This is a genomic window from Ferdinandcohnia salidurans, from assembly GCF_042680725.1.
Taxonomy (GTDB): domain Bacteria; phylum Bacillota; class Bacilli; order Bacillales; family Bacillaceae_L; genus Ferdinandcohnia; species Ferdinandcohnia salidurans.
Map to the genome: position 1 here is coordinate 1 of NZ_JBHUEK010000005.1, position 16,264 is coordinate 16,264.

Genomic DNA, 16,264 nt, shown 5'->3' on the forward strand with positions numbered 1-16,264 from the left:
GAGATTTCCCATAGTGTTAAACTAGTAAGATCCCTCGAAGATGACGAGGTTGATAGGTCAGAGGTGTAAGCATGGTGACATGTGCAGCTGACTGATACTAATCGATCGAGGACTTAACCAAAATACTTCTAACATGAATGCAAGTACGTTATCTAGTTTTGAAGGAATGAAAATTTCCTCTTGAATTTTTTCTTGAAGATAGTATAATATATCTTGTCTTTAACTTATCTAGTGACGATGGCGAGAAGGTCACACCCGTTCCCATACCGAACACGGAAGTTAAGCTTCTCAGCGCCGATGGTAGTTGGGGCATTGCCCCTGTGAGAGTAGGACGTCGCTAGGTTGGATGAGACGGAGGATTAGCTCAGCTGGGAGAGCACCTGCCTTACAAGCAGGGGGTCGGCGGTTCGATCCCGTCATCCTCCACCATATATTTTAGGTTAAATTTGCCGGTGTAGCTCAGTTGGTAGAGCAACTGACTTGTAATCAGTAGGTCGTGGGTTCGACTCCTATCGCCGGCACCACTTACGAGCCATTAGCTCAGTTGGTAGAGCATCTGACTTTTAATCAGAGGGTCGAAGGTTCGAATCCTTCATGGCTCACCATTTAAATTAAATATGCGGGTGTGGCGGAATTGGCAGACGCGCTAGACTTAGGATCTAGTGTCTTTGACGTGGGGGTTCGAGTCCCTTCACCCGCATTATGCGGAAGTAGTTCAGTGGTAGAACACCACCTTGCCAAGGTGGGGGTCGCGGGTTCGAATCCCGTCTTCCGCTCCAGAGGTAATTTAAGAAGTGCCGGGGTGGCGGAACTGGCAGACGCACAGGACTTAAAATCCTGCGGTAGGTGACTACCGTACCGGTTCGATTCCGGTCCTCGGCACCATCTAAAAAAATATAAAATGCGCCCGTAGCTCAATTGGATAGAGCGTCTGACTACGGATCAGAAGGTTATGGGTTCGACTCCTATCGGGCGCGCCATTTTACGGGAAGTAGCTCAGCTTGGTAGAGCACTTGGTTTGGGACCAAGGGGTCGCAGGTTCGAATCCTGTCTTCCCGACCATTTAAAAAATTGGGGCCTTAGCTCAGCTGGGAGAGCGCCTGCCTTGCACGCAGGAGGTCAGCGGTTCGATCCCGCTAGGCTCCACCAATAGAATTTTAAATAGTTGCTTTTAATTATGGCGGTGTAGCTCAGCTGGCTAGAGCGTACGGTTCATACCCGTGAGGTCGGGGGTTCGATCCCCTCCGCCGCTACCATTTGAAAATTCTAGGACCTTTAGCTCAGCTGGTTAGAGCAGACGGCTCATAACCGTCCGGTCGTAGGTTCGAGTCCTACAAGGTCCACCATTTACAACTTCTTATATGTGGAGGAATACCCAAGTCCGGCTGAAGGGATCGGTCTTGAAAACCGACAGGGGTGTTAAAGCCCGCGGGGGTTCGAATCCCTCTTCCTCCGCCATATTATTTAAAATGGTATGGCTTGAATTAAATATTTTATTATCGCGGGGTGGAGCAACGAGCGTTGCATCATCGAAATACTGCGAGTTGTCCCGACGGACTTAGCTTCTAGAGTAAGCTTGCAGAGGAAGGGACAGTCATCTGCTATAATTAACGCATGACAAAAAACTATATATTTTCTATTATCGCGGGGTGGAGCAGTCTGGTAGCTCGTCGGGCTCATAACCCGAAGGTCGTAGGTTCAAATCCTGCCCCCGCAACCAAAAAAAATATGTTGACAAACAAAAGAAGTTATTGTAAAATAATTTTTGTTGTTAAAAAAAGGTCCCGTGGTGTAGCGGTTAACATGCCTGCCTGTCACGCAGGAGATCGCCGGTTCGATCCCGGTCGGGACCGCCATATATTGTGGCTCAGTAGCTCAGTCGGTAGAGCAAAGGACTGAAAATCCTTGTGTCGGCGGTTCGATTCCGTCCTGAGCCACCTTATTTATTTTATAAACTTTAATGGCGGTTGTGGCGAAGTGGTTAACGCATCGGATTGTGGTTCCGACATTCGTGGGTTCGATTCCCATCAGCCGCCCCATATAAAAATTATAAATTTATAAAAATAAAATTCATTACGCGGGTGTAGTTTAATGGTAAAACCTCAGCCTTCCAAGCTGATGTCGTGAGTTCGATTCTCATCACCCGCTCCAATTTATACAATGGGCCTATAGCTCAGCTGGTTAGAGCGCACGCCTGATAAGCGTGAGGTCGATGGTTCGAGTCCATTTAGGCCCACCATATAATTATTCCGCAGTAGCTCAGTGGTAGAGCTATCGGCTGTTAACCGATCGGTCGTAGGTTCGAGTCCTACCTGCGGAGCCATTTTTGGGGAAGTACTCAAGTGGCTGAAGAGGCGCCCCTGCTAAGGGTGTAGGTCGCGTAAGCGGCGCGAGGGTTCAAATCCCTCCTTCTCCGCCATGTCGAATCATATAAATACTTATTTTCTGGCCCGTTGGTCAAGCGGTTAAGACACCGCCCTTTCACGGCGGTAACACGGGTTCGAATCCCGTACGGGTCATCAAACGTTATGAGAATTTCTCATGGCGTTTTTTTATTTTTAGTAGATTTCTAGCTTCTTACTTCTTTATGGTTTGCAAAAAGAAAAACACCTGTTGCCAGGTGCTAATCTTGAGAAATTATATCATCTTCTATTTTCTTTGCGGGGTTGTCTAAATCTACATCTGAAAAGAGTCCGGGTGATATTCCGCGGAACATGTCAAATGCTAGAATTTTATCATCTGGGGCATCAAATAGTGGAGCATCGGGTTTTCTATTAACGTCGTCATCTTTACGTTTCATCTTCCACACCTCCATTTATTATCCTCCCAGTTATGCCTATAATTATTCTATCTGTTATCACCGTTTAATAAATTTCCGATTCCTCCTAGTATACTTCCTTCACCTGTGTTTCCCCCATTTCTAGGTGCACTCGCGAAAATACGGTCTGCCATACGGCTAAATGGCAATGACTGTACCCAAACCGTTCCAGGGCCACATACAGTTGCGTAGAATAACCCTTCCCCACCAAAGAAAGCTGTTTTTATTTTTCCTACATATTCTATATTGTAATCTACTTCCTTCGTCATCCCAACTAAGCAGCCTGTGTCGATTCGAAGGGTTTCACCTGGTTGGAGTTCTTTTTTATGTATGGTTCCACCTGCGTGTAGAAAGGCTAATCCATCTCCTTCTAATTTTTGCATGATGAAGCCTTCTCCACCGAAGAAACCAGTACCTAATTTGCGTTGAAAGTCTATTCCGACTGATACTCCTTTTGCTGCACATAGAAACGAATCTTTTTGGCAAATCACCTTTCCACCAAGCATACTTAAATCAACTGGAATGATTTTACCAGGGTACGGTGCCGCAAAGGAAACATGTTTTTTCCCCATATGGTTATTTGTAAATACTGTCATAAAAAGACTTTCACCAGTCAGGACTCTTTTACCTGCACCAAAAAGTTTACCTAAAAGACCGCCACCTCCAGATTCTGAGCCATCACCGAATATGGTTTCCATTGAGATTCCATCTTCCATCATCATCATTGCTCCTGCTTCCGCAATAACACTTTCACTCGGATCTAACTCGATTTCTACAAATTGCATGTCATCTCCATATAGTTTGTATTCAATCTCATGAGCGTTCATTGTATTCTTCCTTTCACTTAAAAAAATGATATATAGAAATAATTCGTCATTTGGTTAGTATCTTCCTTTAAACTTTACACTACGTATGAAAATAATGTCAGTCTATTGGAGATTACAATGACAAAATCAAAATGGGATATTATAATATATTTAGAATTTTCTTGAAATGATAAGTCTAAGGGGGATTTTATGAGTTCAGAAGTCGCTATAAATAGACGTATTTGGCCTAGAAAGAAAAGATGGAGGGTTATTTTAGTATCAGGAATCATAATCGTCCTCCTTCTTGTGGCAAGTATTTTGGCAGGCTATTTATTTTTGAGAAAAAGTTTACCAGAAATTGAAGGAAAAATTAGTGTTGCTGGTATTACTGATGAGGTTGAAGTGATTCGTGATCAAAATGGGGTTCCTCATATCTGTGCAAAAAACACTCATGATCTGTATTTTGCACAAGGATATGTAACAGCTCAGGATCGGTTATTTCAAATGGATCTAAGCCGTAGACAGGCCTCAGGAGAGATCAGTGAGGTTATTGGTAGCTCCCTTATTGAGCAGGATAAATACTTTAGAGCTCTTGGGTTACGTAGAGCAGCTAAAATCTCGTACGAAGGATACTCAACAGAAGCGAAGGGTGTCTTACAATCTTATGCGGATGGTGTAAATGCTTTTATTAGGGAAGCAAAGGAGAAGAATACATTACCCGTAGAGTTTACTCTAGCTGGATATAAACCAACTGAGTGGAGCCCTATAGACTCGCTCACGATCGGGAAGTATATGGCTTATGATTTAGGAGGCCATTATAAAGGTCAAGCCTTTCGATATTACATGGCACAACATGTATCAGATGAAAAACTACTAGAATTATTCCCTACATATCCTGAAGACGGGGCAACCGTTCTTCAAGCGATGAAAGAAAGTCCTGTTGATATTTCCAAAAGTATTGCACAAGCACCTTTTCCAAATGAGTTTAACGGTAGTAATAACTGGGTTGTTAGTGGGGAGAAATCTGATTCAGGTATGCCGATTCTTGCGGATGATCCTCATTTAGCATTGGCGACTCCGTCGATTTGGTATGAAACGCATTTACAAAATGACGAGGTAAACGTAAGTGGTGTCATTTTTGCAGGTGTTCCAGGAATTATATTAGGACGTAATGAACATATTGCCTGGGGGGTTACCAATGTAGGTCCTGATGTTCAGGATTTATATATTGAAAAAAGAAATCCAGAAAATCCAAATCAGTTCGAGTATATGGGGGAGTGGGAGGATGCGACAATCATTGAAGAACCAATAAAGGTAAAGGATGGAGAAACAATTCCTTATCAGGTTCAGGTAACAAGGCATGGTCCGATTATTTCAGAATTCACCCATGACCATAGGGAGAAGACAGCTTTAGCGTTAAGATGGACAGCTCTCGACCCTTCGACCGAGCTTGAAGCGGTGTTGATGTTTAACAAGGCGAAAAATTGGGATGAATTTAAAGAAGCTCTTACATCTTTCCATACCCCGGCTCAGAACTTTGTTTTTGCAGCTACGGATGGAACCATTGCTTATCGAGCAAATGGGTTAATTCCTATTCGAAAAAAGGGAGACAGCTCGGTACCTGTACCAGGTTGGACGAATGAATATGAGTGGGAGGGCTTTATTCCATGGGATGAACTCCCAACAATTGTGAACCCAAAGGAAGGTTTTATTTCTACGGCAAATAATAAAATTGTAACAGATGATTATCCATACCATATTACGAATACTTGGGCACAGCCATATCGTCAGCAGCGTATACGGGATGTTTTAACGAGTAAGAATAAATTTTCGGTTGATGATATGTTTCAACTGCAGTTTGACCAACATAATTTGCAGGCGGAGGAATTTGTACCGATTCTTCTTGATGTATTAACAAGCAAAAAAGACAAGCTAAGAGAAATCGATATAGAAGTCTTAAAGCAGTTTGAAGGATGGGACTTTGTGGACCGAATAGAAGATGGGGAGCCTCTAGTCTTTCATAAATGGATGGAGGAATTTGCGAATGTATTGTTTGAGGAATCCATTCCAAATGAAATCGATAACTTGTTTGAGGGTAAATCACAAATTGTAGACCAAATGATTAGAAATGCTACAAAAGGGGATGAAGGTGTATGGTTACGTGAAGCTGGTGGCTTGGAGCAAGTAACTCTAGAGTCATTCAAGCGAGCTGTTGATTTTGCTGTTAAACAACAAGGGAAGAATTCAGGTAAATGGCAATGGGGAGAATTTCATAGGGTTCCTTTTAATCATCCATTGTCTGCAATTTCACCGTTAAACTATCTTTTTAATCAAAATGAATTTGTTCCTATGGGTGGTAGTGGAATATCGGTAGCTGCTGCAAGTTTTAATAAAAAATCAGGCGCGATCACACACGGAGCTGCATGGCGTTCAGTAATTGATCTATCAAACATGAATCAAAGCTATAATGTGGTAGGCCCAGGGCAATCTGGTCATGTATTAAGTCCATTCTATCATGATCAAATTTCTGATTGGACAACAGGGAAATATCACATTACTCATACTGAAAAAGAGAGTTATATGAAAAATAGTTATACACTTCTTTTACAACCAATAAAGTAACAAGAAAGCAGTGGAAGAGATTCCACTGCTTTGAATTTAATCCTGTGCTTCATCTTGTGTGTAAGGTTCTTTTTCATATGGAGGAAGATCGCCGAACATGGTCATGATTCCTTCTTCATCTAACACTTCCTCATATCGTTCATGCTGGTTGTTTGGATAGATGATTATTTCTTTCCCTTCGATGTCTGTTGCGACGAAGTTTTCGTAATCCTCTACATAGCCTACATTTTCATCTGATTCGAGGAATACTTCATTATAACTATCAACTGGGTCAGCAAGGTCTGAAGGAGTATCAGATGTTCCATACTTTGCAACATCTTGCCATGAATCTTCTGCATCAAAGGATACATTATCTTCCTCATCAACAAACTTTCCAAATGGTGGCATTAAAACCCCTTCCTCAATAGGTCGATTATGAGATACGACTTGGGTCGGGGTATGCTCAACACAATATGTTGTGGTAGGAATTGCTTCCAACCGGTCTACAGGTATTTCCTTACCGCATTTTTCACATTTCCCATATCTTCCTTCAGCAATTGCTTGTAAGGCGTAGTCAATGTCTTTTAATTCTTTTTCAATATGCTCATTAAGTGCAATGTCCTTTTCGCGTTCATAAAGCGCAGTTCCCTCATCCCCTGGATGGTTATCATAAGAAGAGAGTTCCCCCATCGACCCGTGGAAATGACCGCGTTCTAAATCAAAATGATCGCTATCCGTTAATTGTTCTTCAACCTCTTTTTTTGCGTTTATCAACTGTGAACGGAAGGTTGATAATTGCTCATTTGATAACATGAAAAGCACTCCTTCCATAATGATTTCGTAACGAATCTTGTTATGTATTATTTACATAAACACGAAAATCATAAATGTAAAAAAGTGCTTGTATAGGATGTTCAAAAGTCCGGTGAAAATGACACATTGAATTTCTGTGATTTTTGCTCCTGGAAAACATCATGAACAATAGGTTATGCGCTTGCGTCTGCTAGTATATTCAAGAAGTCAATTCCTCAGTGCAAGGCTGCAAGGGAGTTAACTCAAGCAGTTGCCTCGCTCCGGTACTCAAAGCTTCGCCGCCTTGAACTTTCGACGCACAGGACGTGCTAGTGTCGACAATGCCACAGGACGTGGCGCTTTTGTCGACGCGGTCCTTTTCATCCTCCTTTTTGAACACGTATTTTGTGAAAGAAGACAAAAGAAAAAACACGATCGTAAAAATCGTGTTTTTAAAAGAAGTAACCGATAAAGATTCCAATAGATAATAGGAAACCAAAAAATGTATTTGTTTGGGCAGTTGCTTTCATTGCTGGCATCATTTGGATTGGTTCTGATTTACCAATAAAACCAATTATTGCTTGAACGGCTTTTGGAACACTTACCAATACAAGTAGGCTCCACCAAGACGCTATTCCCATAAATGACAAAGCAATAATCCAGACATATGAAATAATAAACAATACCGCTAAAAACTTAATCGCATTTTTTCTTCCTAATAAAATCGGTAAAGTGCGACGTCCGTTCTTTTTGTCGCCATCCAAATCACGAATATTGTTTGACATATTAATGGCACCAACAAGGATCATTATTGGAATTGAAATTAAAATACTTGTTGAAGTAACAGTACCCGTTTGGATGAAAAACGATATTAAAATAATGATCATACCCATAAAGAAACCAGCTGCAAGCTCTCCAAAAGGTGTTGATGAAATTGGGAATGGGCCACCTGTATATAAATAACCAACAGACATACATATAGTCCCCACTAACGCTAACCACCAGCTACTATTCATACTAATATAAACACCTAAAAGTGTGGCAATTCCCATAAAGGCAAATGCCAAGTTTAAAATCACTTTTGGCTTTACTCCATCTCTAACAATTGTTCCACCAATACCGACTGATTCAGCGGTATCAAGACCGCGTTTATAATCAAAATACTCATTAATCATATTAGTTGCTGCTTGAATGAGAAGACAAGCAAGTAACATTGTTAAGAATAATGCCATGTTTATAGATGTATCTGGAAGTGCAAGTACTGTTCCTAGTATAACTGGAACAAAAGATGCAGTGAGTGTATGTGGACGCATAAGTCTCCACCATACTTGTAACCCATTTGAAGGCTTTTTAGATAGCTTCTGATTTGACTGAAGTTCCGTATGCATTAGACTTCTCCTCTCACGTCATATCATGTATATCCAAAGTTCAGTTTAGTGAATTGGACAGGTACTGTCAATGGTTTAATGTAACAAAAAAGACATAAACATTCTTCCTACGATTTAATCCCCAGACTAACATAACTCTCAAAACGTAATAATAAGGAAGTAAGTGGTCATAGTGCGAGTAGATATGGTAGAATCAAGTTTGTTGACAACTATTCATTATCAGGTATATCGTAGCATTTGATTCATTAATCAAAAATTATCGGATTATAATACTAAGGGTAAATATATGTTAATGATATACTATAATCATATACTATTTCTAAAGTAAAATTTATTATGGGATACACTTCGGGGGGATATAAGTTGGTCATGATACAACAAAAAGGATTGAAGGATTACATAGAGAAAGGAATGCTCCGTTCAAAGGAGCTTTCAAAGCCGATACTTGTAAGTCAGGTTAGAGAGATTGAGAACATAGACCCCCTATTGTTCTTTTCTGCTGGGAAAAAAGAAACGTTTAAAACGCGATGTTTCTGGTCCAATCCAACAAATGATACGATAATTGTTGGTCTTGGAGAAGCTTATACAATTAGCGATAACGAGTCTACAGAACGTTTTGTTGCAATAGAAGAAAAGTGGAAAAAACTCGTTCACAATTCGATTATAGTGGATGACTTTGCACCATATTCTACAGGTCCAATCTTAATGGGAGGTTTTTCATTCGATCCGTTAAAAAAGAGAACAGAGCTGTGGGATCATTTTGATGATGCGAAATTTGTCTTGCCTACGATTATGCTTTCTGTCTATAAAGGAAGCACTTATTTAACGACAAATATAATTTGTGAGCCTACAAGAACAACTTTTGCTGATTCTGATATAGAACAATTAGAAGGACTGTTTGAGAGAAATCAAAAAGATCCAATAAGCACTTCCTTTACAAAAGAAGAAGTCCAACCAAAGGAATGGATGGAATCTGTTCGAAATGCAACAAAAAAGGTACAGGCCGGTGAGGTTGAAAAGGTCGTATTAGCAAGAGAAATTAAACTGCATTTCGATAAGCCAATTGAAACGGACGCCATTTTAGCACGTCTAAAAGAAGAGCAACCAATGAGTTACTTATTTGCAATTGAATACGGAGATTCATGTTTTATAGGGGCTTCACCTGAGCGTCTTATTAAGAAAAAAGGTGGAGAATTTTTAACGACTTGCTTAGCAGGTTCGATACGACGTGGCAAAACACCTTCTGAAGACGAACAATTAGCTAATGAATTACTTAGTGACCGGAAAAATCTATACGAACATGATGTTGTTGTACAAATGATAAAAAATGCGATGAAAGAATCTTGTGTACGCATCTCTTCACCAACACAACCTGATATCTTAAAAATGCGAGATATCCAACATTTATACACACCTGTAAGAGGGGTAGCAAAAGAAAATGTGTCATTGCTTACTGTTGTAGATCGATTACATCCAACTCCAGCCCTTGGAGGACAACCTAAACAAAAAGCATATGAAATTATTCGTGAGCTTGAGGTTCTTGACCGCGGCTGGTACGGAAGCCCAGTTGGTTGGTTGGATACCAAAGATAATGGAGAATTTGCCGTTGCCATTCGTTCTGGGTTAATAAATAGCAATAATGCATCCTTATTTGCTGGATGTGGTATTGTAGGAGATTCAGAACCAGAAAGTGAATATACAGAAACAATGATTAAGTTTAGACCGATGCTATCCGCATTAGGAGGCTTAGACAATGAATAATGAAGCATTAACTCGGTATGTAGCATCATTTGTTGATGAATTAGTCCAAGTGGGTGTCACAGAGGCCATTGTGAGCCCTGGCTCCCGCTCTACCCCGATGGCAATACTAATGGCTGAACATCCTGATATGAATGTTACAATCAATATTGATGAACGATCATCCGCTTTTTACGCGCTTGGGGTAGCTAAAGCAAGCAAAAAGCCTGTAGCGATCCTTTGTACGTCTGGGACTGCAGCAGCGAATTATTTTCCGGCTATTGTGGAGGCCTATTATTCAAGGGTACCGCTAATTGTGTTGACAGCGGACCGACCACATGAATTGCGCGATGTTGGTGCACCGCAAGCCATAGACCAGAACCAGTTATATGGGAATCATGCGAAATGGTTTGTAGAAATGGCACTACCTCAAGATTCCGAGCAAATGTTGGCCTATGTTAGAACAATGGCAGGAAGAGCAGCGGGTACAGCACAATCAGCTCCCGCAGGACCGGTCCATCTGAACTTTCCTTTTCGTGAGCCACTTGTTCCAAATCTTGGTCTTGATCAACTATGGGGTACAAGCAAAATGGCTAAGAAAAATGTTAATGTCGTGGTTGGAAAACCGACAATGGACGAGGAACAAGCTCAACTGATAAGTGATGTAGTCAGTGAAAAAGTGAAGGGAATTATTGTATGTGGTTCACACGATCATTCTGAGTTTGGACATGCTGTAGCTAATCTAGCAGAAACTCTTCAATTTCCAATACTTGCTGACCCACTATCCCAACTGAGAAGTGGTACACATCCTAAATCATACATACTAGATGGTTATGATGCTTTTTTACGAAACGAAGAGTTCCGAGAAGCTTTTTCACCAGACATTATCATTCGTTTTGGAGCAATGCCTGTCTCTAAGTCACTTCTGCAATTTATTCAAAAACAAAAAAACACACCACAAATCGTTGTAGATGGGGACGGTGGATGGAGAGATCCTACTTTATCCGCAACTGATATGGTGTACTGTGATGAAATAGAATTCTGTCAGGCGATTACGAAACGAATACAGAAACGTAGTGATAATGGGTGGATTAGCTCTTGGATTAACATAAATGAGATCGTGAAAGAAAATATCAACGCGGTACACCAAGAGGAAACCTTATTTGAGGGGAAGGTATTTACTGAACTTCAAGAAATCCTGCCAAATGGATCTACTTTATTTGTCGGAAACAGTATGCCGATTCGAGACCTTGACACATTCTTTACAAATAATGAAAAGTCAATTCATGCGCTAGGAAACCGAGGAGCAAATGGAATTGATGGACTTGTTTCAACGGCAATGGGCATTAGTTCGCAAAATGAGCATACGGTTCTAGTGATTGGTGATCTTTCTTTCTACCATGATTTAAATGGATTATTAGCGGCAAAGCATCATCATTTAAATAGTACGATCGTGTTAATTAATAATGACGGTGGCGGTATATTTTCTTTCTTACCACAATCACAGGAAGAAAAGCACTTTGAAACCCTGTTTGGTACGCCAATCGGGCTTGATTATGAACATGCCGTAAAAATGTATGGCGGGAAGTTTACTAGTGTTGAGAATTGGGCGGAATTCCGAAAAGCCATATCTGCTTCATTAAATGGTAAAGGCCTTCATGTTGTTGAAGTAAAAACGGACCGTCAAGAAAATGTCATGATTCATCGAAAAATGTGGAATAATGTTTCCCAGGAAATAAAAAACCTGCTTAAAAAGGAACAATAACTATGTTTATTTCATCAAGCGGGGTTACTTATCATGTCCAAGTGATGGGAGAAGGCGAACCGATTGTGTTCCTCCATGGTTTTACAGGTAGTATAGCAACTTGGAGCAGGGCTACTGAGCCACTTCATAACAGTTATCAATGTATTTTTATTGATATAATCGGACATGGAGAGACAGATAGTCCTGATGACTTTTCAAGATATCATATAGAAACTGTTGCTAAAGATATCATTCATATACTTGATGCCTTATCTATCCCAAAAACTCATTTAGTTGGTTACTCCATGGGAGGAAGGCTAGCTTTGGCCATTTCTATTCTTTATTCAACTAGAGTAACTAGCCTTGTTCTAGAGAGCAGTTCTCCAGGATTAAGAACAGAAGAAGAGAGAGCTGCCCGTAGAAAATCAGATGAGCAACTGGCAAATCGAATTGAGCAAGAGGGAATCCAAGGTTTTATTGATTTTTGGGAGAAGATCCCGTTATTCCTTTCACAACAGGCACTAACGAAAGAAAGACAACAAGAAATACGTAAACAACGTCTTAAAAATAATCCAGTCGGTTTAGCTAATAGTCTTAAGGGGATGGGGACTGGTTCACAACCCTCATACTGGGATAGACTAAATGAGCTTAACTTCCCGACTTTATTGCTTTGTGGAGAGCTTGACCAAAAGTATTGCAGGATTGCAGAAGAGATGAGTTTAAGCATTCAAAATGCAAAAGTGGAGAAAATAGTAGAGGTTGGACATGCAATTCATGTGGAACAACCACGTTTTTTTGGTAAAATAATAAATGAGTTTGTTTCTGATCATTTTTCTCAATGATCAAAATTACATACAAACCTATACATAAAGGAGGACAAGCTAATGGCTGCAGTTGAATGGATAGCAGAACGGAAGTATGATGAAATTTTATATGAAACATACAATGGTATTGCAAAGATCACCATTAACCGACCACATGTTAGAAATGCGTTTACGCCGAAAACAGTGGCAGAAATGATTGATGCCTTTGCTTATGCAAGAGATGATTCAAATATTGGTGTTATTGTTCTTGCTGGTGCAGGAGATGAAGCATTCTGTTCTGGTGGAGATCAGAAGGTTCGAGGACATGGTGGATATGTTGGAGACGACCAAATCCCACGATTAAATGTTCTTGATTTACAACGTTTAATCCGTGTAATTCCAAAGCCAGTTATCGCGATGGTATCAGGTTATGCAATTGGTGGAGGACATGTATTACATGTTGTATGTGACTTAACAATTGCTGCGGATAACGCTATTTTTGGACAAACTGGTCCGAAGGTTGGAAGCTTTGATGCAGGTTATGGTTCTGGATATCTTGCTCGCATCATTGGTCATAAAAAGGCTCGTGAAATCTGGTTCCTTTGCCGTCAATATAATGCGCAAGAAGCATTAGACATGGGTCTTGTGAACACAGTTGTTCCATTAGAGCAGCTTGAAGAAGAAACAATTAAGTGGTGTGAAGAAATTCTTGAAAAGAGTCCAACAGCTCTTCGTTTCTTAAAAGCAGCAATGAATGCTGATACAGATGGCTTAGCAGGTCTACAACAAATGGCTGGCGATGCTACTCTTCTATACTACACAACAGATGAAGCGAAGGAAGGCCGTGACGCATTTAAAGAAAAGCGCATGCCAGACTTTAAGCAATTCCCTCGTTTCCCTTAATGTTCAGTTCTCAGCTTGATGAAGACCTCATCAAGCTGTTTTTGCATTTTTATTACAAATATAAGAGGATTTGAAAAAGATGAATTCAACAGAAATACCAAATTGGCTGAAACATCGTTCATTTTTAACGCCAAATCGAACTGCGATAAAAACTGAAAATGAAGAGATATCATTTCTAACTTTACATAAAAATGTGTTAAAAAGGGCTAATCAACTCACTTTTGCAGGGATACAAAAGGAAGACGTTGTAGCTGTGCTCCTGAGGAACAGTGTTGAGATGGTTGAGGTGATTCATGCCCTGAAATATATTGGAGCAGTTACAGTCCTATTGAATATAAAACTAACAAGTAGTGAGCTAGAATTTCAATTGAGTGATGCTGGCACAAAAATGCTGCTAACGGAAGAGCCTTTTCTTGAGAAAGTGGCTCATCTAAATATTAAATACATACCATTAAATGAACTTCATGAGCTTCCTGAGAAAGACTGTGAGATTCAAGAGTATTTCTCTTTAGAACAGGCGGATACGATTATGTACACATCAGGAACGACTGGAAAACCAAAGGGTGTTATTCATACATATGGAAACCATTGGTGGAGTGCGATTGGCTCAAGTTTAAATTTAGGGCTACACCAGGATGACTGCTGGTTACTAACTGTTCCGATGTTTCATATTAGTGGGTTATCGATTTTGTATCGAAGTGTCATTTATGGAATACCAGCGGTGATTCACGAAAAATTCGACCCCAAAAAAGCAAATGATGCCATTATGAATCAAGGTGTTACGATCATGTCAGCAGTGAGTGTCATGCTAACGAGGATGATTAGAGAATTAGGGGGTGACAGCTACCCTGAACAGTTTAGATGTATGCTTCTTGGAGGAGGGCCTGCACCAAAACCTTTGTTAGAGGATTGTATTGCTCATAATATTCCTGTGTTCCAGACATATGGTATGACTGAAACAGCATCACAGGTTGTTACGCTTGCACCTGAGTATAGTATTTCAAAGTTAGGTTCAGCAGGTAAACCACTTTTTCCCGTGCAAATCAAAATTGATAAAGATGGTACACCTACACTTCCAAATGAAATAGGGGAGATCGTTGTAAAAGCACCAAACGTGACGAAAGGCTACTTGAATCGGATCGATGCTACGATGACCTCAATAGTTGATGGCTGGCTATATACCGGTGACATTGGTTACATAGATGAGGAAGGGTTTCTATTCGTGTTAGATCGCCGGTCAGATTTAATTATTTCAGGGGGAGAGAATATTTATCCTGCTGAACTGGAAGCGGTTCTATTGTCACATCCAAACATTTTAGAAGCGGGTGTTACAGGTGTGGATGATGAAAAATGGGGACAAGTGCCAGCTGCCTTCGTCATAAAAGAAGAAAGAAGTAATCTATGTGAAGATGAAATCATTGCTTATTGCCACGAACAACTTGCGCGATATAAAGTTCCAAAATCAATCCATTTTGTTGATGCCCTCCCACGAAATGCATCAAATAAACTTATGAGACGAAAATTAGTTGATTTGATAAAGGATGAGAAAAATGATTAAGGTGAAAAAGGTTACCCTCCATCTCATAGAACAAAGTTTGCTCTCACCGTTTGTAGCAAGTACGGGAAAGGTAGATACAAGAGAGAGTATTCTTGTTGAAATGGAGGATGTAGAAGGTGTCGTTGGTTGGGGAGAGGTCGTTGCCTTTTCATCACCTTGGTATACAGAAGAGACGATTAAAACTTGCTGGCATATACTTGTCGATTATCTAATCCCGCAAATTTTAAAAGAAGAGGTTGAGCATCCTCAGCAACTACAAGAACGCTTTCAATTTGTAAAACGAAATAATATGGCGAAAGCTAGCATCGACATGGCTTTATGGGATTTATATTCAAAAAAACAAGGAATTTCCCTTTCTAAAGCGATTGGCGGGACGAGAGATTTTATTGATTCAGGCGTAGTCGTAAGTATTAGTTCAATGGAGGAAGTATTACGTAAAATCCAGGAGCATGTGAACACAGGCTATAAACGAGTCAAAATAAAAATTAAGCCTGGACAAGATTATGAGCTTCTAAAAGAAATTAGACGAGAATTTCCAAGCCTACCGCTAATGGTTGATGCGAATTCTGCTTATACTTTAACGGATACTGACAAACTTAAAGCATTAGATGAGTTTAAGTTGTTGATGATTGAACAGCCACTAGCGGAGGATGACATTTTTGATCATGCAAAGTTGCAAAAAATACTTTCGACACCCATATGTTTGGATGAAAGTATCACATCGGCAGAAGATGCCCGTAAGGCAATTGAGATGGGGAGCTGTCGAGTAATGAATATCAAAATTGGGCGAGTAGGTGGTATCACTGAGTCAATTCGTATTCATGATATTTGTAGGTCCCATCAAATCCCCGTCTGGTGTGGGGGAATGCTTGAAACCGGCATTTCAAGAGCCCATAATATTGCTTTAGCAAGCCTACCAAACTTCACAATTCCTGGAGATATTTCTGCGTCCTCAAGATATTGGTCAAGAGATGTCATTACTCCGGAAGTTATTGTAGAAAACGGCCGCATTGCCGTTCCAGATGAACCAGGAATTGGATATAAGGTAGATCGCGAATGGATTAAGCATATTACGAAACAGAAAAAGGTAATGTAATGTTAACTTTATTCAGCT

The 16,264-nt window shown here is 40.4% G+C and carries 11 protein-coding genes, 21 tRNA genes and 2 rRNA genes; 30 read left to right on the forward strand and 4 right to left on the reverse strand.

Annotation, left to right across the window (positions count from 1 at the left end; all coding sequences use genetic code 11):
* The 23 genes from ACFSFW_RS02320 to ACFSFW_RS02430 all read left to right on the forward strand — a co-directional run.
* A 23S ribosomal RNA gene (locus ACFSFW_RS02320) occupies positions 1-121 on the forward strand; the annotation flags it as partial.
* A 106-nt stretch (positions 122-227) separates the two neighbouring features.
* Positions 228-343: ribosomal RNA gene (gene rrf, locus ACFSFW_RS02325) — 5S ribosomal RNA — on the forward strand.
* A gap of 10 nt (positions 344-353) precedes the next feature.
* A tRNA-Val gene (locus ACFSFW_RS02330) sits at positions 354-429 on the forward strand.
* A 19-nt stretch (positions 430-448) separates the two neighbouring features.
* Positions 449-524, forward strand: a tRNA-Thr gene (locus ACFSFW_RS02335).
* A gap of 5 nt (positions 525-529) precedes the next feature.
* A tRNA-Lys gene (locus ACFSFW_RS02340) sits at positions 530-605 on the forward strand.
* 14 nt (positions 606-619) lie between these two features.
* A tRNA-Leu gene (locus ACFSFW_RS02345) sits at positions 620-700 on the forward strand.
* A 4-nt stretch (positions 701-704) separates the two neighbouring features.
* Positions 705-779: transfer RNA gene (locus ACFSFW_RS02350), tRNA-Gly, on the forward strand.
* Between the two features lie 17 nt (positions 780-796).
* Positions 797-885, forward strand: a tRNA-Leu gene (locus ACFSFW_RS02355).
* Positions 886-903: 18 nt separating this feature from the next.
* Positions 904-980, forward strand: a tRNA-Arg gene (locus tag ACFSFW_RS02360).
* A gap of 5 nt (positions 981-985) precedes the next feature.
* Positions 986-1,062: transfer RNA gene (locus tag ACFSFW_RS02365), tRNA-Pro, on the forward strand.
* Between the two features lie 11 nt (positions 1,063-1,073).
* Positions 1,074-1,149: transfer RNA gene (locus tag ACFSFW_RS02370), tRNA-Ala, on the forward strand.
* A gap of 30 nt (positions 1,150-1,179) precedes the next feature.
* A tRNA-Met gene (locus ACFSFW_RS02375) sits at positions 1,180-1,256 on the forward strand.
* Positions 1,257-1,269: 13 nt separating this feature from the next.
* A tRNA-Ile gene (locus ACFSFW_RS02380) sits at positions 1,270-1,346 on the forward strand.
* Positions 1,347-1,365: 19 nt separating this feature from the next.
* Positions 1,366-1,458 (forward strand) — tRNA-Ser (locus tag ACFSFW_RS02385).
* Positions 1,459-1,643: 185 nt separating this feature from the next.
* Positions 1,644-1,720: transfer RNA gene (locus tag ACFSFW_RS02390), tRNA-Met, on the forward strand.
* A 60-nt stretch (positions 1,721-1,780) separates the two neighbouring features.
* Positions 1,781-1,856, forward strand: a tRNA-Asp gene (locus ACFSFW_RS02395).
* 8 nt (positions 1,857-1,864) lie between these two features.
* Positions 1,865-1,937: transfer RNA gene (locus tag ACFSFW_RS02400), tRNA-Phe, on the forward strand.
* Between the two features lie 26 nt (positions 1,938-1,963).
* Positions 1,964-2,039, forward strand: a tRNA-His gene (locus ACFSFW_RS02405).
* A gap of 38 nt (positions 2,040-2,077) precedes the next feature.
* Positions 2,078-2,151 (forward strand) — tRNA-Gly (locus ACFSFW_RS02410).
* Between the two features lie 11 nt (positions 2,152-2,162).
* Positions 2,163-2,239 (forward strand) — tRNA-Ile (locus ACFSFW_RS02415).
* 9 nt (positions 2,240-2,248) lie between these two features.
* Positions 2,249-2,323, forward strand: a tRNA-Asn gene (locus tag ACFSFW_RS02420).
* 5 nt (positions 2,324-2,328) lie between these two features.
* Positions 2,329-2,419 (forward strand) — tRNA-Ser (locus tag ACFSFW_RS02425).
* Between the two features lie 28 nt (positions 2,420-2,447).
* A tRNA-Glu gene (locus ACFSFW_RS02430) sits at positions 2,448-2,519 on the forward strand.
* Positions 2,520-2,623: 104 nt separating this feature from the next.
* Here the strand turns inward: ACFSFW_RS02430 and ACFSFW_RS02435 are convergent.
* Together ACFSFW_RS02435 and ACFSFW_RS02440 are read right to left on the reverse strand one after the other, a co-directional pair.
* A complete protein-coding gene (locus ACFSFW_RS02435) occupies positions 2,624-2,815 on the reverse strand; it encodes a hypothetical protein (RefSeq protein ID WP_099362268.1) in 192 nt (63 codons plus the stop codon).
* Between the two features lie 32 nt (positions 2,816-2,847).
* On the reverse strand, positions 2,848-3,645 hold the full coding sequence (locus ACFSFW_RS02440) for a TIGR00266 family protein (protein WP_388034888.1): 798 nt from the start codon (positions 3,643-3,645) through the stop codon (positions 2,848-2,850).
* 189 nt (positions 3,646-3,834) lie between these two features.
* Here ACFSFW_RS02440 and ACFSFW_RS02445 point away from each other — a divergent pair, with 189 nt between their 5' ends.
* Complete coding sequence (locus tag ACFSFW_RS02445) at positions 3,835-6,246, forward strand: penicillin acylase family protein (protein ID WP_388034891.1); 2,412 nt, start codon at positions 3,835-3,837, stop codon at positions 6,244-6,246.
* Between the two features lie 36 nt (positions 6,247-6,282).
* Here the strand turns inward: ACFSFW_RS02445 and ACFSFW_RS02450 are convergent, their stop codons facing one another.
* Together ACFSFW_RS02450 and ACFSFW_RS02455 are read right to left on the reverse strand one after the other, a co-directional pair.
* On the reverse strand, positions 6,283-7,038 hold the full coding sequence (locus tag ACFSFW_RS02450; RefSeq protein WP_304219375.1) for a TraR/DksA C4-type zinc finger protein: 756 nt from the start codon (positions 7,036-7,038) through the stop codon (positions 6,283-6,285).
* Positions 7,039-7,469: 431 nt separating this feature from the next.
* Entirely contained in the window at positions 7,470-8,405 is a 936-nt protein-coding gene (locus tag ACFSFW_RS02455) for a 1,4-dihydroxy-2-naphthoate polyprenyltransferase (RefSeq protein WP_388034893.1), read from the reverse strand.
* 369 nt (positions 8,406-8,774) lie between these two features.
* Between ACFSFW_RS02455 and ACFSFW_RS02460 the strand changes: the two genes are divergently transcribed.
* The 6 genes from ACFSFW_RS02460 to menC all read left to right on the forward strand — a co-directional run bounded on the left by ACFSFW_RS02460 (position 8,775) and on the right by menC (position 16,246).
* The gene (locus ACFSFW_RS02460; protein ID WP_369695650.1) at positions 8,775-10,166 is read left to right on the forward strand and encodes an isochorismate synthase; all 1,392 of its coding nucleotides are present in this window, start codon (positions 8,775-8,777) and stop codon (positions 10,164-10,166) included.
* On the forward strand, positions 10,159-11,907 hold the full coding sequence (gene menD / locus ACFSFW_RS02465; protein ID WP_304219369.1) for a 2-succinyl-5-enolpyruvyl-6-hydroxy-3-cyclohexene-1-carboxylic-acid synthase: 1,749 nt from the start codon (positions 10,159-10,161) through the stop codon (positions 11,905-11,907). Before ACFSFW_RS02460 ends, menD begins: the two co-directional genes overlap by 8 nt.
* 2 nt (positions 11,908-11,909) lie before the next feature.
* Positions 11,910-12,728, forward strand: coding sequence for a 2-succinyl-6-hydroxy-2,4-cyclohexadiene-1-carboxylate synthase (gene menH / locus ACFSFW_RS02470; RefSeq protein WP_388034897.1), 819 nt, complete (start codon positions 11,910-11,912; stop codon positions 12,726-12,728).
* A 42-nt stretch (positions 12,729-12,770) separates the two neighbouring features.
* On the forward strand, positions 12,771-13,592 hold the full coding sequence (gene menB, locus ACFSFW_RS02475) for a 1,4-dihydroxy-2-naphthoyl-CoA synthase (RefSeq protein ID WP_304219365.1): 822 nt from the start codon (positions 12,771-12,773) through the stop codon (positions 13,590-13,592).
* A 79-nt stretch (positions 13,593-13,671) separates the two neighbouring features.
* Entirely contained in the window at positions 13,672-15,150 is a 1,479-nt protein-coding gene (locus ACFSFW_RS02480) for an o-succinylbenzoate--CoA ligase (RefSeq protein ID WP_388034900.1), read from the forward strand.
* Positions 15,146-16,246, forward strand: coding sequence for an o-succinylbenzoate synthase (gene menC / locus ACFSFW_RS02485; RefSeq protein ID WP_388035028.1), 1,101 nt, complete (start codon positions 15,146-15,148; stop codon positions 16,244-16,246). Before ACFSFW_RS02480 ends, menC begins: the two co-directional genes overlap by 5 nt.
* Positions 16,247-16,264 lie beyond the last annotated feature (18 nt).

Excerpts from the sequence above, each read along its gene's own strand:
- ACFSFW_RS02435 (WP_099362268.1), bottom strand. The coding sequence starts at position 2,815 with ATGGAGGTGTGGAAGATGAAACGTAAAGATGACGACGTTAATAGAAAA.
- ACFSFW_RS02440 (WP_388034888.1), bottom strand. The coding sequence starts at position 3,645 with ATGAACGCTCATGAGATTGAATACAAACTATATGGAGATGACATGCAA.
- ACFSFW_RS02445 (WP_388034891.1), top strand. The coding sequence starts at position 3,835 with ATGAGTTCAGAAGTCGCTATAAATAGACGTATTTGGCCTAGAAAGAAA.
- ACFSFW_RS02450 (WP_304219375.1), bottom strand. The coding sequence starts at position 7,038 with ATGTTATCAAATGAGCAATTATCAACCTTCCGTTCACAGTTGATAAAC.
- ACFSFW_RS02455 (WP_388034893.1), bottom strand. The coding sequence starts at position 8,405 with ATGCATACGGAACTTCAGTCAAATCAGAAGCTATCTAAAAAGCCTTCA.
- ACFSFW_RS02460 (WP_369695650.1), top strand. The coding sequence starts at position 8,775 with ATGATACAACAAAAAGGATTGAAGGATTACATAGAGAAAGGAATGCTC.
- menD (WP_304219369.1), top strand. The coding sequence starts at position 10,159 with ATGAATAATGAAGCATTAACTCGGTATGTAGCATCATTTGTTGATGAA.
- menH (WP_388034897.1), top strand. The coding sequence starts at position 11,910 with ATGTTTATTTCATCAAGCGGGGTTACTTATCATGTCCAAGTGATGGGA.
- menB (WP_304219365.1), top strand. The coding sequence starts at position 12,771 with ATGGCTGCAGTTGAATGGATAGCAGAACGGAAGTATGATGAAATTTTA.
- ACFSFW_RS02480 (WP_388034900.1), top strand. The coding sequence starts at position 13,672 with ATGAATTCAACAGAAATACCAAATTGGCTGAAACATCGTTCATTTTTA.